Raw genomic sequence first — 13,734 nt, forward strand, 5'->3', positions numbered from 1 at the left:
GGAGGAACCGCACATGAGCCACCGACTTGCCGGACGCGTCATCGCCATCACCGGCGCGGGACGAGGCATCGGCGCCGCCACCGCCACGGCGCTGGCGAAGGAAGGGGCGCGGGTCGCGATCGGCGACATCGACCTCGACATCGCGAAGGCGACCGCGGAGCGGATCGGCGGCGAGACCCTCGCGCTGCCTCTCGACGTCACGTCGACCGAGAGCGTCGCGGACTTCATCGACACCGTCGAGTCGACGCTCGGCCCGGTCGACGTGTACATCAACAATGCCGGCGTGATGCCGCTCTCGGCCCTCCTCGACGAGGACGACGCGACCATCGACCGCATCTTTGCGATCAACACGCGCGCGGTGATCCACGGCACCCGGGAGGCCGCGCGGCGGATGCTGCCCCGCGGTCGCGGCCACATCGTCAACGTCGCGTCGACCGCGGGCAAGGCCGGCATCGCCGGCAGCGCGACCTACAGCGCGTCGAAGGCCGCGGTCATCCAGTACACCGAGGGGGCGTACGCCGAGCTGCACCCGCAGGGCCTCGACTTCTCGGTCGTCATGCCGGGGATCACCCGCACCGAGCTGACTGCCGGCGTGGAGGACATGCCGGCCTTCCGGGCCATCACACCCGAGTCGGTGGCCGACGCGATCGTCGAGGCCGTCGTGAAGCCCCGGTTCGAGGTCTACGTCCCGCGCTCTGCCCGGCCGCTGCTCAACGTCACCCGGATGCTCCCGTTCGGTGTCGGGCAGTGGATCGGCACGAAGATGGGGGCGGACCACATCTTCCTGGACGCGCTGGCCCGGCCGGAGCGGGCGTCGTACGAAGCCCGGGCGACGGGGAAGACCGAGCAATGAGGAAGCCGACGCTCCTCCACTTCCCCGGCGACCGGCTGCTGACGGCGGCCGGGGACCGGATCGGCACCGCACCGGTAGCGCTCGCCGAGCCGCCACCCGGGAGCGACCTGAAGCCGGTGATGGGCGAGGTGGGGCTGCCGGTCGTCGGCAAGACCTTGGAGATGATCCGCGACGGCTGGGACTCCACGCCCGAGATGCACGCGAAGTACGGCGACGTGTTCTGGATCCGCGCCTTCGGCACCAAGGTCGCGATGGCGATCGGGCCGGACGCCGTGCAGGAGGTCCTCCAGAACAAGGGCAAGTTCTATTCGCAGTCCGGGTGGGAGTACTTCATCGGCCCGTTCTTCACCCGGGGCCTGATGCTCCTCGACGGCCAGGAGCACCTGCTGCACCGGCGGATCATGCAGGAGGCGTTCACCCGCCCCCGTCTCGAGGCCTACCAGGGCCGGATCGAGGGAATCATCGCGCGGACCGTCCCCGGCTGGCCGACCGACGAACCCATGCTGATGTATCCGGCGGTCAAGTCCCTGTCGCTGGATGTCGCCACCGAGATCTTCATGGGCACCGAGCCGAACGACGAGACGCACGGGCTGACCCAGGCGTTCATCGACGCCGTGCGGGCCGGCACCGGCCTGATCAGGACCGAGGTCCCGCTGCTGCGCACCCGGTGGAACAGGGGTCTTGCCGGACGTCGTCAGCTCGACGCCTACTTCCGCTCGCAGATCCCCGCCAAGCGGGCGTCGGACGACGACGACCTGTTCGCCGCGCTGTGCCACGTCGAGACCGACGACGGGATGAAGTTCACCGACGACGACATCGTCAACCACATGATCTTCCTGATGATGGCGGCGCACGACACGTCGACCATCACCGCGACCGGGATGACCTACTACTTCGCGAAGTACCCGGAGTGGCAGGACAAGGCCCGGGCCGAGTCGCTCGCGTTGGGGACGGCGACCCCGACGATCGACGAGCTCGAGAGCCTGACCACCCTGGACCTGGTGTTCAAGGAGGCCATGCGCCTGGTCGCCCCGGTTCCGGCTCTCGTCCGGCGGGCCACCGAGGACACCGAGCTCGCCGGCTGCTTCGTCCCGAAGGGCACGATCGTGGTGGTCGGACCGGGGGCGGTCCACACCGTCGGGGACCACTGGGTCAACGTCCACGAGTTCGATCCGCTCCGTTACGCCGAGCCGCGCAGCGAGCACAAGGCACACCGCTACGGCTACATCCCCTTCGGCGGCGGCGCGCACAAGTGCATCGGGATGGCCTTCGGCACCAACGAGGTCAAGGCCCTGCTGCACACGATGCTGACGACGTACGAGTTCGAGATCCCCGCGGACTACGAGATCGAGTGGGACCACACCTCCCTCGTCATGCCGACCGACGACTTCCCCGTCACCCTCCGGCCGTTGAGTCGCGCGTGACGGCGTACGACGACTACCAGCCCCTGCCCGGCGTACCCCTGGGACCGGACTCCCTCACGTGGCGCCTGTTCGGTGACCAGCGGATGCTGCTCGTCGGCATGCGGGCCGGCCTCCTCCAGACCATGCACCCGGCGATCGACCTCGCGCTCCGCGAGCACGACTCGACGTACTTCCAGGGACCGATGAAGCGGATCCTCCGCTCGCTCCCCCAGATCCTCGGCGTCGTCTACGACGCCGATGCGCGGGCGACCGCGGAGCGGGTCCGCGACTACCACCGGCCGCTCAAGGGCAGGTTCCCGGACGGCACCCGCTACAGCGCGCTGACCCCCGAGGTCTTCTACTGGCCGCACGCGACCTTCTTCGAGATGCAGATCGCGCTGCGGGAGCACTTCGGGAGGCCCCTGTCCGACCGAGACAAGGAGCGGCTGTTCCAGGAGTCCCGTCAGTGGTACTCGCTCTACGGCGTCTCCGCCTCGGGCACGCCGGCGACGTACGACGAGTTCCGGGCCTACTGGGACGACACCATCACCCACGTGCTCCGGCCCAACGCCATCGCCCGCTCGACGTTCAACCGGACCAAGAAGGGCATCTTCGGGCCGTCGCCCGTCAAGTACCTGCCCGAGGTCCTCTGGCAGCCGGTGTCCGACGCGCAGTTCGACGCGATGGCCTGGGTGCTCCGTGGCACCTTCCCCGCCGAGCTGCGCGACCGGATGGGCCTCGACTGGACCGCCGCCGAGGACCGGAGACTGCGTGCCCTGGGCGCCGGCATCCAGCACACCTTCGGACGGCTGCCCCTCCAGGCGCGGCTGCTGCCGCAGGCCCGGCAGGCCTGGCGGCGCGAGGCGGACCGGGCACCCTTGCCTGCTCGTGCGTTCGCTTCTCGCTGAGGCTCGTCCGTTGCTCCAAGCATCGAGGCGCTAGGGCAGGTAGTCGGCGAACGGGCTGGTCTTGAACCAGGTGGTGAACTTCCTGGTCATCTCCGTCGGTCCCAGGAGAGTCAGGCGATCGGACCGCAGAGCCGCGGCGTAGGTCGTACGTCGAAGGTGCAGGTCGACGAGGGTTTGGCTGTCTGTTTCGCAGACGAGGTCCTCCAGGTAGCCGGAGCTTCGGGTGCAGAGCTCGGGTAGCGGTCGTCGCAGCAGCATCCAGTAGTCGTTCACGGGATGGTCGTGCAGCCGGAACCGCAGGGTCGTGGTGCCGTCAGGGATCTGGTCGAGGTCGACGAGCTTGAGGGTGGCCCAGAGGATGTACGCGGGGTCGAGGTGCCGGGGTTCGATCTCGAGCCAGCGCGCGCCCCACTGCCCGAGTGCGTCGCACACCGCCCTGAGGTCCTGTCCCATCTCGGTCAGCTCGTACGTCGTACCACGTCGGCCGGGCTTCGCGGCACGAAGGAGGACCCCGGCGCGTTCCAGCGCCTCGAGCCGTTGCGCCAGCAGTGCCGTGGAGATACCTGGCGCTCCTTGGCGGATCTCGTTGAAGGTGCGGCAGCCGTTCAGCAGGTTGCGCACGATGATGGGCGTCCACCTCTCGGCCAGCACCTCCGAGCTGCGGGCGATCGGGCAGAACTGTCCGTAGTCGCGCACCTTCCCACTGTCCCGCCGAGCGGGCTGATCAGCAACTTCAGATTCTGATATTGCCGTGGGTGGCGAACCGGAACACCCTGATCTGGAGGAAAGGGGTGATGGCGATGATGCAACCGGGCACGGCACACACGGTCCTTCCGGGCGCAGGCCGATCGGTCGATCTGGGGGTGGCGTCCATGCGGGTCTTGGCCGGGGGCGACGCCGAGACCGGAGGCGCGTTCACTTTCACCGAGTTCGCCGGAACGGCCGAAGGCCCCTGGACCGTTCCGCATCTGCACCGCGGCTTCGAGGAGTCATTCTTCATCCTCGACGGGTTGTTCACGTTCACGGTCGGAGACGAGCCGATCGAGGCGACCCCCGGGACGTACATCCTCGTCCCCCGCGGGACCGCACACATGATCTCGGCAGCCGAGGGCGGCGGCCGGTTTCTCGCCCTGATGGTTCCGGGCGGTCTGGAGGAGATGTTCTTCGCGCTCGGCGGGCTCGGACCCGAAGCGATCCGTGACCCGGCTGCCAGAGCGGCGATCGCGGCTCGCTACGACTCGATTCCGGTGAACCCGTGATGCTCGACGATGCCGTGCCTGCCCCGAACGTCCCGGTCGGCAGCTACGCGATGGCCGTCCGCACCGGTGACCTCCTGTTCGTGTCCGGACACGGCGCGTTCGAGGACGGCCACCCCATGCACACCGGTCGCTTGGGCAAGACGATGACGACCGAGCAAGGGGCACGCGCTGCCGAAGCGGTCATGCTCAACCTGCTGGCGACGATCCGCGCGGAGCTCGGAGACCTGTCGAGCGTCGCAAAGGTCGTCAAGGTGGTCGTCTTCGTCAACTCCGCACCCGACTTCACCGAGCAGCACGTGGTCGCCAACGGAGCGACCGATCTCCTGGCGAAGGCATTCGGCGACGCTGGCCGATCCGCACGATCAGCTGTCGGCGTCGCCTCGCTGCCCTTTGGCTTCGCGGTCGAGATCGAGGCTGTCGTGCAGATCGGCACGTCAGACGTCCGTGCTCCGTCCGACAGTTGAGGGCGGCCCCCGCGGCCCGGCGGCCCGTCAACCGCGCAAGGAGCGGTTGATCACCTGGTTGGACGCGCGCTGGAAGCCGGAGACGACCGCCTCCAGGGTGAGCTCGCGCAGGCGGACGATCGCGGCCTGGAAGGCCGCCGCCTCCTCGGGCGTGTGGTGCTCGCGGGCGCGGTACGGCCCGATCACCTGACGGGCGAAGATGTCGGTGAGCTCCTCGGCCAGTGCCTCGGTGTGCCGCTTGATGGCGAACCCCGCGGCCGTGATGCCGTCGGCGCTGATGTCGAGCTCGAGCACCTTCACCGCAGCGTCGAAGCCGGGCTGCAGCCCGAAGTCCTCGCCCTCCACCTCGATCACGCCGATCGCCAGGAGCACGTCGATCGTGTCCTGGTCGAGCGGGCGGCCGGCGCGCTGGTCCAGCTCGGCGCGGCTCACCCGCTCGGGCGGCTGCGGCGACCACGTCGTCAGCGCCAGCCGGTGCACGGCCAGCTCGTCGGCGTCACCGTCCGCCGGGATCCGGGCGAGGTAGTCCTCGATCGCCGTCAGGCTCAGCCCGTGGTCCTGGAGGGCGCGGACCAGCTTGAGCCGCGCCACGTGGACGTCGGAGTAGAACGCCAGCCGGCCACGCCGCTCGGGCGCCGGCATCAGCCCGAGGCCGGCGTAGTAGCGCACCGTCCGGACCGTCATGCCGGTCTCGGCGGCCAGCTCGTCGACGGTCAGCCCGGTCTCGATGGACACGCCCACTCCGCTCGTCTCCCGTCACGTTCCGTTGCATCGTGACAGTGGTACTGTCACAGTAGATCAACGCATCGACTGTCGCCATCCGCGGCGCACTCTACGACAGGACCCTCATCACATGCGCGAGCTCTTCCTTCCCGAGCACGAGGACTTCCGCGACGTCGCGCGGACCTTCTTCGCCAAGGAGGTCACTCCCAACAACGAGCAGTGGGACCGCGACGGCATCGTCCCGCGCGAGCTGTGGCTCAAGGCCGGCGAAGCCGGTCTGCTGTGCTTCGACGTCCCGGAGCAGTACGGCGGCGCGGGCATCGACGACTTCCGGTTCAACGTGGTGCTCTCCGAGGAGCAGACCAGGGCCGGTGCGAACGGACCCGGGTTCTCGGTCCACACCGACATCATCGTCCCCTACCTGATCTCGCTGGGCACCGACGAGCAGAAGCAGCGCTGGCTGCCGGGCTGCGTCACCGGCGAGACGATCACCGCGATCGCCATGACCGAGCCGGGCGCTGGCTCCGACCTGCAGGGCGTCCGCACGACCGCCGTCGACCAGGGCGACCACTACCTGCTCAACGGCTCCAAGACCTTCATCAGCAACGGCATCCACGCCGACCTGGTGATCGTCGTCGCGCGCACCAACCCCGAGGCCGGCTACCAGGGCATCAGCCTGCTGGTCGTGGAGCGCGGCATGGAGGGCTTCGAGCGCGGCCGCAACCTCGAGAAGATCGGCATGCACGCGCAGGACACCGCCGAGCTCAGCTTCACCGACGTCCGGGTGCCCAAGGAGAACCTCCTCGGCGAGGAGGGCAGCGGCTTCATCTCGCTGATGATGAACCTGCCGCAGGAGCGGCTGATCATCGCCGCCCAGGCCGCCGCCGCGTGCGAGTACGTCGTCGAGATGTGCCTCGACTACGCCAAGACCCGCGAGGCGTTCGGCAAGCCGATCGGCAAGTTCCAGCACAACCGCTTCCTGCTCGCGGAAATGGCGACCGAGGCCAAGATCACCCGGGTCTTCATCGACGAGTGCGTCAGGAAGCACGTCGCCGGCAAGCTCGACGCCGTCGAGGCGTCGCAGGCCAAGTACTGGGCGACCGAGCTCCAGAACAAGCTCGTCAACCAGGGCGTCCAGCTCCACGGCGGCTACGGCTACATGCTCGAGTACCCGATCGCGCGGGCCTACCTCGACAGCCGGATCTCGACCATCTACGGCGGCACGACCGAGATCCAGAAGGAGATCATCGGACGCAGCCTGGGTCTCTGACCCAAGTCCTACTGTTCCGCGAATCGGGGAAGTCTGCCCGTCGAGCCGGCCGGATTCGCCGGGCAGATCCACCCGATTCGCGGCGGTAGGCTGGGCCGGGTGTCGATCCATCGGACGTACCGCGGCGTCTCCGCCGACGTACGACGAGAGCAGCGGCGCGCCGCCCTCCTCGAGGCCGCCCTCGACCTCATGGGAAGCGACGTCGCCGACATCAGCGTGCGCGGGGTCTGCGCCAGCGCGCGGCTGACCCAGCGGTACTTCTACGAAAGCTTCACCAACCTCGACGAGCTGCAGCTGGCACTGCTCGACAAGATCGCCGAGGAGATCGCGCTCGAGGGTGCGGCGGCCCTGGCGGACCGCGTCCCGGCCGACCTCGACGACGCCTGCCGCACCGCCTTCGAGGGCGCCTTCTCGGTCTTCGAGAAGGATCCCCGGAAGGCCCGGGCGGCGCTGCTGGTCGCGTCCGGCACCAGCGGGCTGACCGAGGCCCGGCGCCGGATCGTCCTCGCCTACGCCGAGCAGATGGCGGGCTTCTTCGGGTCGCAGTACGGCGCTGCCGTCGACGCCCCGCGCGGCCGGGTCGCGCTGCTCTACGCCGTGGGCGGCGCGCTCGAGGCGACCCACGCGGTCCTCAACGGCGACGTGGAGATGTCGCCCGGCGAGCTCAGCGAGATGGTGGGCAGCCTGCTGGCGTCGTCGGTGCGGCAGGTCGCAACCGACTGACCAGCGTCAGGTCAGCCTCCAGCCCCGCCGGATCCGCAGCCGGACCTCGGCCAACTGCAGCCGGACCGGCAGCATCCGCACCCAGCGCGGGAGCAGCCGCGAGCCGAACCGGACGACGCGGACGAACCGCTCCCACCGGCGCTGATCGGCCGCGGTCCAGGTCAGACCCATCGCCTCGCGGAACTCCGGCGGGAGGAACGCGGTGGTCGCGAACCGGTTGAGCGACCGGTTCCCCCACCGCATCCAGCGCGGGATCATCTCGAGGTCCACCACGGCCATCAGGTGCTGCCGCACCGGCTCGTCGTACCGCACCCGGGCCAGTCCGTCGGCCCAGTACTTCCCGAACGCCTCGCGGTCGGCGGGCCAGCGGTCGGCCGGCACCTGCAGCGAGGTCCCGAGCCGGCTGCAGTACGCGTAGAGGCCGTCCTCGTCCGCCTCGGTCATCGGCCCGAGGAACGCCCGCCGGATGTCGCGGACGCCGACGTAGAGGCAGGCCGCGACCCACAGCTGGAGGTCCGGGTCGAAGGCGCTGTACTTGACCGGGCTGTCTGGCCCGGAGCGGACCGCGACGTGCGAGCGGTTGACGGCTTCGCGGTACGCCGCCCGGTCCGCCTCGTCGCCGAACAGCGCGACGACCAGATAGCTGATCGTGGTCCGGAGCCGCTTCCACGGGTGCAGCATCACGTTGCCGCTGTCGACGGAGCTCTCGACCACGCCCCACCCGACCTCGCGCCAGCCGAGCTGCATGATCACGTTGGCAGCAGACCCGAGGAACCCCGCCGGACCGGGGACGTGGTCGCGGATGTCGAACTGCCCGTCCCTGCTCACAGGGCTACCTTGCGCCGTCTCCCCGGGGCGCGCCAGCGGCGCCCACGATTCGGACTATGACCGTTGTCAGATGCGACGGGACGCGAGTAGGTTGCCCGGGTGGCCACCGAACCCCGCACCCTCTGCGAAGCCTTCCAACAGACCGCCGCGGCGCACCCCGAGGTCGTCGCCCTCCGCACCCCCGACGACAGCGTCTCCATCACCTGGGGCGAGTACGCCGCACGAGTGCGCAACGTCGCGGCCGGCCTCGCCGGGCTCGGCGTCGCGCGTGGCGACACCGTGGCGATCATGCTGACCAACCGTCCCGAGTTCCACGTCGTCGACGCCGGAGCGCTGCACGCGGGCGCGACGCCGTTCTCGGTCTACAACACGCTGGCCACCGACCAGATCGGCTACCTGTTCGGCAACGCGGGCAACAAGGTCGTGGTCACCGAGAGGCAGTTCCTCGACAAGCTGCAGCTCGCGAACACCGACGGCGAGATCGAGCACTTCATCTGCGTCGACGGCCCCGCCGAGGGCGCGACGACGCTGGAGGAGCTCGAGGCGAGCGGCGATCCGGACTTCGACTTCGACGCGAGCTGGCAGGCGGTCGAGCCCTCCGACGTGCTGACCCTCATCTACACGTCCGGCACGACCGGACCGCCGAAGGGCGTGGAGCTCACGCACGCCAACCTGCTGGCGGAGATGGACGCCCTCAAGGGCTACTTCCCGCTCTCGCACGAGGACTCCCTGGTGTCCTACCTGCCCGACGCGCACATCGCCAACCGGTGGGGGGCGCACTACAACAACATGCGCTTCGGCATCCAGATCACCACCGTCGCCGACCCGAAGCAGCTGGTCGCGACGCTCCCGACCGTGCGGCCGACGTTCTTCGGAGCCGTGCCGGCGGTCTGGTACAAGGTCAAGGCCGGGATCGAGGCAGCGCTGGCAGCCGAGCCCGACGAGAAGAAGCGCAAGATCGCCAACTGGGCGATCGCGACCGGCACCAAGGTCGCCTGGCTGAAGTCGGAGCAGAAGCCGGTGCCGCTGCCCCTCAAGCTGCAGCACGGCCTGGCCGAGCGGCTGGTGCTCGGCAAGCTGCGGGAGCGGATGGGCCTCGACCGGGTCCGGGTCGCCGCCACCGGCGCCTCCGCGATCGCACCGGACGCGCTGGCGTTCATGCTGGCCCTCGGCGTCCCGGTGCTCGAGGTGTGGGGGATGTCGGAGACCTCTGCCGTCGTCACCATGAACCCGCCGGACGGCATCCGGATCGGCACCGTCGGCAAGGTGGTGCCGGGCGGCTCGGAGATCAAGCTGGCCGACGACGGCGAGCTGCTGGTCCGCGGCCCGCTCGTGATGCGCGGCTACCGCAACGACCCCGAGCGGACGGCCGAGGCGATCGACAGCGACGGCTGGATGCACACCGGCGACATCGCCACCATCGACGACGACGGCTACGTCAAGATCGTCGACCGCAAGAAGGAGCTCATCATCAACGCGGCCGGCAAGAACATGTCGCCGCAGAACATCGAGGGCGCGGTCAAGGTCGCCTGTCCGCTGGTGATGAGCGTGGTGGCCGTCGGCGACGACCGGCCCTACGTGACCGCGTTGCTGACGCTCGACCCGGACGCCTGCGCGGCGTACGCCGCCAAGGCCGGCCTCGAGGACGCCTCCCCGGCCGTGCTCGCCCAGGACGAGACCGTCCGGAAGCTGATCCAGTCCGGGATCGACCAGGCCAACGAGAAGCTGGCGCGGGTCGAGCAGATCAAGAAGTTCACGGTGCTGCCGACGCCCTGGGAGCCCGGCGGCGACGAGCTGACGCCGACCATGAAGCTCAAGCGCAAGCCGATCGCGGAGAAGTACGCCGCCGAGATCGACGCCCTCTACGGGGCGCGCTGATGGGAGCCGAGCCGGTCCGCACCCACCGGCTCGTCGAAGAACCCACCGCGGGCGAGGAGTCCGCGAGCCTGATCCGTGCCGAGCAGGAGGCGGAGCGCGCCGAGGAGATGGCGCTGATGCGCCGCAAGCTGGACGGGGTCGTCGCCTTCATCGCCGGCCCGGCCAACGTCGCGATGCAGCTGGGCTGGCCTGAGGTCGGGTACGGCGTCGTGGAGAGCCGGGTGGAGAACGGGCGGGCCGACCTCCATCCCTTCAAGCGGTTCCGCACGACGATCGGCTACCTCGGTATTGCGTTGCTCGGCAGCCACGAGCAGCGCGTCGCCTACCGCGAGGCAATCAACGGCCAGCACCGTCAGGTCCGCTCGACATCCGAGAGCCCGGTGAAGTACAACGCGTTCAACCGCGACCTCCAGCTGTGGGTGGCGAGCTGCCTCTACTACGGCAGTCTCGACGCGATCACCCGGATGCACGGCCCGCTCTCCCGCGAGGAGGAGCTGGTCCTGCTGCGCGCAGGCGCGCGGTTCGGCACCACCCTCCAGGTCCCGGCCGAGCTGTGGCACCGCACACCGGAGGAGTTCCGGACCTACTGGGAGGAGGGACTCGATCGGATCGAGATCGACGACCGGGTCGGCGACTACCTGCGCGGCCTGCTCCGCGTCGACCTGCTGCCCGCGCCGCTCGCCCGCGTGCTCGGCCCGCTCAACCAGTGGCTCAACACGGGGTTCCTCCCGGAGCCGATCCGTGACCAGCTCGGCCTGGCCTGGTCGGAGCGCGACCAGCGCCGGCACGACCGGGTGCTGCGGGTCCTCGGCGCCGTGTCCCGCCCGCTCCCCCACGTCCTCCGTGCGTTCCCCATCAACGCGATGATGTGGAACCTGGAGATCCGGCGGCGCCTCGGCAAGTCCATGGTGTGACGAGTGGCGACTCCTCGTCCGAGGCAGACTGTCGGAATGAGAACCCGCGTCGGCGCTTTGCTCGGTTGCCTCCTCCTGCTGGCCGCGTGCGGCGACGACGGCTCGGATCCGGAGGCGAGCGATCCGACGTCGTCGGCGTCCGAGACGCCCATGGACACGCCGACCAGCGACGCCCCTCCGACCAAGGCCACGAAGACGACGAAGTCCGATCCCCCGGCCGCCGACGGCACGACGGTCGTGGTCGAGGACAGCGAGTTCGGTCCGATGCTGTTCGACGACACCGGCCAGGCCATCTACCTCTTCGACGTCGAGACCACGGCGGAGCCGCAGTGCTACGACGACTGCGAGGAGGCGTGGCCGCCGGTCTTCACCGAGGGTGAACCGGTGGCGGGCCCGGGCGTCGACGCCTCGCTGCTCGGCACGACCGAGCGCTCCGACGGCCGGCTCCAGGTCACCTACAACGACCACCCGCTGTACTTCTACGCCCACGAGGGCAAGCACGAGGTGCTGTGCCACGACGTCTTCCTCAACGGCGGCAACTGGTACGTCGTCGAGCCGGGCGGCGACGCGGCGCCGCCGGGCTGAGGCCGGTCACGCCGTCGCGACGCCGAGGGTGTCGGCGGCGAGGAACTTGGGCGCGCCGTCCTCGTAGAACACGTCGACCTCGGTGATCGTGAAGCCCGCGTTGGTGATCAGGTCGGCGATCCCACGGGTCAGGTGGCAGCCACCCGCAATCCGTTTCTGCATCGGCTCCAGCCGGTGCTGCCAGCGTGCGACGCCGGCATCCGGGGCCAGGCCGTGCTCCACGAAGTGCAGGGTGCCCCCCGGCCGGAGCACGCGTCGTACCTCCGACAGCGCCGCTGCGGCGTCGGGGATGGTGCACAGGGTCCAGGTCGAGACGGCGGCGTCGAACGAGTCGTCGCCGAACGGCAGCTTCTGACCGTCGAGCCCGGCGCGCTCGATCGGCACCGGGCTCGCCGCGACCCGCTTCGCCGCGAGCTTCCAGCCCAGGTCGGCCGGCTCGATGGCAGCCACCCGCTCGACCGTGGCCGGGTAGAAGGGAACGTTGAGGCCGGACCCGAATCCGATTTCGATGACCTCCCCCTCGAGCCCCGCACACACCCGCTGCCGCAGAGGATTGCCGGACTTCATACCGCACGCGGCGTTGACGATCCGAGGAACCACGTGATCGCGATAGAAGCCCATTGAATGCCTCCTTCATCAAGGGGACAACACGCTACGCCTACGCGTCGCGAGCAGCGCCGTCCAAGCGGCGCCGACCAGTGCGATGGCGCAGCCGACGCCGAACGCCCAGGACAGGTCCTGCTGGCGGGCGACCAGGCCGAGCACGATCGGGCCGAACCCGAGGCCGAGGTCGATGAACGCCGACGCGGTGCCGGCGGCGGCGCCGCGCTCGGCGGGCGACGCGGTCGCGAAGATCGCGGAGAAGAACGCCGGCGTCGAGAACGTCACCCCCACCGCCATCACGACGACGCCCGTCAGCAGGCCGGCCTCGGTCTGCCAACCGACGAGCACCGCCAGCCCGGCGGCGATCGCGACCAGGGATCCGGTGGCCAGAGGCAGCGACGGCACCCGGTCCGGGACCTTGGCGAAGACGATCCGGCACGCCACGATGACGACGCCGTAGACGACCAGGGCGAGCGAGGTGTTGTCGAGTCCGACGTCCTCCGACCACAGCGAGGCGAACGCGAGGAACCCGCTGATCGCGGCGAGCGAGGCGAAGAACCCGAGCGAGGCCGGGATGCCGGGCCGGTGGATCAGCTTGCCGTGGCCGTCGCCGCCCTCCCCCGGTACGTCGGGCACCCACCGGATGATGACGGCAGCCGCGACCGCCAGGACGCCGGCGACCCACCACGCCTCCGCGTACCCCCACTGCTCGACCACGACCTCACCCAGCGGTGGCCCGAAGGCGATGCCCAGGTAGAGGCCGAGCGAGTTGTAGCTCAGCGCCTCGCCCAGCCGCTCCGGCGGCGCCAGGTCGGCGAGCAGCGCGAAGCCGGCGACGAAGAACGACGCCTCGGCGACCCCCTGCAGCAGCCGGATGGCGACGACACCGACCAGGGTGTCGACGTACGGCAGCATCAGCATGCCGGCCGCAGCCAGCAGCGCGCCGAAGACCAGCAGCGGCTTCCGTCCGTGCACGTCGGAGAGCCGGCCCGCGATCGGCCGGCACACCAGCGCCGTGACGCCGAAGGCGCCGAACGCGAGGCCCGCGCCCGCCTCGTCCGAGCCGACCGGCCCGGTCGCGTAGAGCGGCAGGGTGTGGATGGCGACGCCGACCGAGATGAAGTACGCCAGGTCCGCCACCCCGAGCGCGACGAACCCGCGCGTGAGCAGGGGCGGCGGGGCCACTTCGTCAGCCACCCGGTGATCATCGCGTATCGCGTGACCTCGAGGTAAGCAGGTGGCGGTGCGCGTCGCCGTCACATCTCGTTGAGGGGACCTCGCGGCCACAACGGCATACGAAGTGGTCGCTATGGCGACCAGAAG

Annotated in this window: 15 protein-coding genes; 10 read left to right on the top strand and 5 right to left on the bottom strand. The window is 69.9% G+C overall.

Going from position 1 to position 13,734, the window contains the following annotated elements:
* The first annotated feature begins 13 nt into the window (after positions 1-13).
* Genes SHK19_RS15125 through SHK19_RS15135 form a run of 3 tightly spaced genes read left to right on the top strand, consistent with a single transcriptional unit; the run spans position 14 to position 3,164 of the window.
* Complete coding sequence (locus tag SHK19_RS15125; RefSeq protein ID WP_322936726.1) at positions 14-853, top strand: SDR family oxidoreductase; 840 nt, start codon at positions 14-16, stop codon at positions 851-853.
* Complete coding sequence (locus SHK19_RS15130) at positions 850-2,277, top strand: cytochrome P450 (RefSeq protein WP_322936727.1); 1,428 nt, start codon at positions 850-852, stop codon at positions 2,275-2,277. The genes SHK19_RS15125 and SHK19_RS15130 overlap by 4 nt, the downstream gene beginning before the upstream one ends.
* Positions 2,274-3,164 (top strand): oxygenase MpaB family protein, encoded by an 891-nt coding sequence (locus SHK19_RS15135; RefSeq protein ID WP_322455811.1) that lies wholly within the window; start codon positions 2,274-2,276, stop codon positions 3,162-3,164. Before SHK19_RS15130 ends, SHK19_RS15135 begins: the two co-directional genes overlap by 4 nt.
* Before the next feature lie 30 nt (positions 3,165-3,194).
* Here the strand turns inward: SHK19_RS15135 and SHK19_RS15140 are convergent, their stop codons facing one another.
* On the bottom strand, positions 3,195-3,860 hold the full coding sequence (locus SHK19_RS15140; protein WP_322936728.1) for a winged helix-turn-helix transcriptional regulator: 666 nt from the start codon (positions 3,858-3,860) through the stop codon (positions 3,195-3,197).
* A 176-nt stretch (positions 3,861-4,036) separates the two neighbouring features.
* Between SHK19_RS15140 and SHK19_RS15145 the strand changes: the two genes are divergently transcribed.
* Together SHK19_RS15145 and SHK19_RS15150 are read left to right on the top strand one after the other, a co-directional pair.
* The gene (locus SHK19_RS15145) at positions 4,037-4,423 is read left to right on the top strand and encodes a cupin domain-containing protein (RefSeq protein WP_322936729.1); all 387 of its coding nucleotides are present in this window, start codon (positions 4,037-4,039) and stop codon (positions 4,421-4,423) included.
* Entirely contained in the window at positions 4,423-4,887 is a 465-nt protein-coding gene (locus SHK19_RS15150) for a RidA family protein (RefSeq protein WP_322455843.1), read from the top strand. Before SHK19_RS15145 ends, SHK19_RS15150 begins: the two co-directional genes overlap by 1 nt.
* A 27-nt stretch (positions 4,888-4,914) precedes the next feature.
* Here the strand turns inward: SHK19_RS15150 and SHK19_RS15155 are convergent, their stop codons facing one another.
* The gene (locus tag SHK19_RS15155) at positions 4,915-5,622 is read right to left on the bottom strand and encodes a MerR family transcriptional regulator (RefSeq protein ID WP_322455814.1); all 708 of its coding nucleotides are present in this window, start codon (positions 5,620-5,622) and stop codon (positions 4,915-4,917) included.
* A 118-nt stretch (positions 5,623-5,740) separates the two neighbouring features.
* On the opposite strand from SHK19_RS15155, the gene SHK19_RS15160 reads away from it, so the two are divergent.
* Both SHK19_RS15160 and SHK19_RS15165 read left to right on the top strand, forming a co-directional pair.
* The gene (locus SHK19_RS15160) at positions 5,741-6,880 is read left to right on the top strand and encodes an acyl-CoA dehydrogenase family protein (protein WP_322936730.1); all 1,140 of its coding nucleotides are present in this window, start codon (positions 5,741-5,743) and stop codon (positions 6,878-6,880) included.
* 99 nt (positions 6,881-6,979) lie between these two features.
* Positions 6,980-7,603, top strand: coding sequence for a hypothetical protein (locus tag SHK19_RS15165; protein ID WP_322936731.1), 624 nt, complete (start codon positions 6,980-6,982; stop codon positions 7,601-7,603).
* A gap of 6 nt (positions 7,604-7,609) precedes the next feature.
* Here SHK19_RS15165 and SHK19_RS15170 read toward each other — a convergent pair whose 3' ends face one another.
* Positions 7,610-8,431 carry an oxygenase MpaB family protein gene (locus SHK19_RS15170; protein WP_322936732.1) on the bottom strand — a complete coding sequence of 274 codons (822 nt, stop codon included), beginning with the start codon at positions 8,429-8,431 and terminating at the stop codon, positions 7,610-7,612.
* Between the two features lie 99 nt (positions 8,432-8,530).
* On the opposite strand from SHK19_RS15170, the gene SHK19_RS15175 reads away from it, so the two are divergent.
* From SHK19_RS15175 to SHK19_RS15185, 3 genes are read left to right on the top strand one after another with little or no spacing between them, the layout of a single operon-like run.
* Positions 8,531-10,309: an AMP-dependent synthetase/ligase gene (locus SHK19_RS15175; protein WP_322936733.1), complete on the top strand. Its 1,779-nt coding sequence runs from the start codon at positions 8,531-8,533 to the stop codon at positions 10,307-10,309.
* A complete protein-coding gene (locus SHK19_RS15180; RefSeq protein ID WP_322936734.1) occupies positions 10,309-11,223 on the top strand; it encodes an oxygenase MpaB family protein in 915 nt (304 codons plus the stop codon). Before SHK19_RS15175 ends, SHK19_RS15180 begins: the two co-directional genes overlap by 1 nt.
* Positions 11,224-11,259: 36 nt before the next feature.
* Positions 11,260-11,808 (top strand): COG4315 family predicted lipoprotein, encoded by a 549-nt coding sequence (locus tag SHK19_RS15185; RefSeq protein ID WP_322936735.1) that lies wholly within the window; start codon positions 11,260-11,262, stop codon positions 11,806-11,808.
* Between the two features lie 6 nt (positions 11,809-11,814).
* On the opposite strand, the gene SHK19_RS15190 is transcribed toward SHK19_RS15185, so the two are convergent.
* Positions 11,815-12,429, bottom strand: coding sequence for a class I SAM-dependent methyltransferase (locus SHK19_RS15190; protein ID WP_322455821.1), 615 nt, complete (start codon positions 12,427-12,429; stop codon positions 11,815-11,817).
* A gap of 15 nt (positions 12,430-12,444) precedes the next feature.
* On the bottom strand, positions 12,445-13,608 hold the full coding sequence (locus SHK19_RS15195) for an MFS transporter (protein ID WP_322936736.1): 1,164 nt from the start codon (positions 13,606-13,608) through the stop codon (positions 12,445-12,447).
* Positions 13,609-13,734 lie beyond the last annotated feature (126 nt).

The sequence above is a fragment of the Nocardioides bizhenqiangii genome (genome assembly GCF_034661235.1).
Lineage (GTDB): Bacteria > Actinomycetota > Actinomycetes > Propionibacteriales > Nocardioidaceae > Nocardioides > Nocardioides bizhenqiangii.

What these genes read in the sequence shown, in the direction of transcription:
- SHK19_RS15125 (WP_322936726.1), top strand. Translation starts at nt 14, where the DNA reads ATGAGCCACCGACTTGCCGGACGCGTCATCGCCATCACCGGCGCGGGA.
- SHK19_RS15130 (WP_322936727.1), top strand. Translation starts at nt 850, where the DNA reads ATGAGGAAGCCGACGCTCCTCCACTTCCCCGGCGACCGGCTGCTGACG.
- SHK19_RS15145 (WP_322936729.1), top strand. Translation starts at nt 4,037, where the DNA reads ATGCGGGTCTTGGCCGGGGGCGACGCCGAGACCGGAGGCGCGTTCACT.
- SHK19_RS15150 (WP_322455843.1), top strand. Translation starts at nt 4,423, where the DNA reads ATGCTCGACGATGCCGTGCCTGCCCCGAACGTCCCGGTCGGCAGCTAC.
- SHK19_RS15160 (WP_322936730.1), top strand. Translation starts at nt 5,741, where the DNA reads ATGCGCGAGCTCTTCCTTCCCGAGCACGAGGACTTCCGCGACGTCGCG.
- SHK19_RS15180 (WP_322936734.1), top strand. Translation starts at nt 10,309, where the DNA reads ATGGGAGCCGAGCCGGTCCGCACCCACCGGCTCGTCGAAGAACCCACC.
- SHK19_RS15185 (WP_322936735.1), top strand. Translation starts at nt 11,260, where the DNA reads ATGAGAACCCGCGTCGGCGCTTTGCTCGGTTGCCTCCTCCTGCTGGCC.
- SHK19_RS15190 (WP_322455821.1), bottom strand. Translation starts at nt 12,429, where the DNA reads ATGGGCTTCTATCGCGATCACGTGGTTCCTCGGATCGTCAACGCCGCG.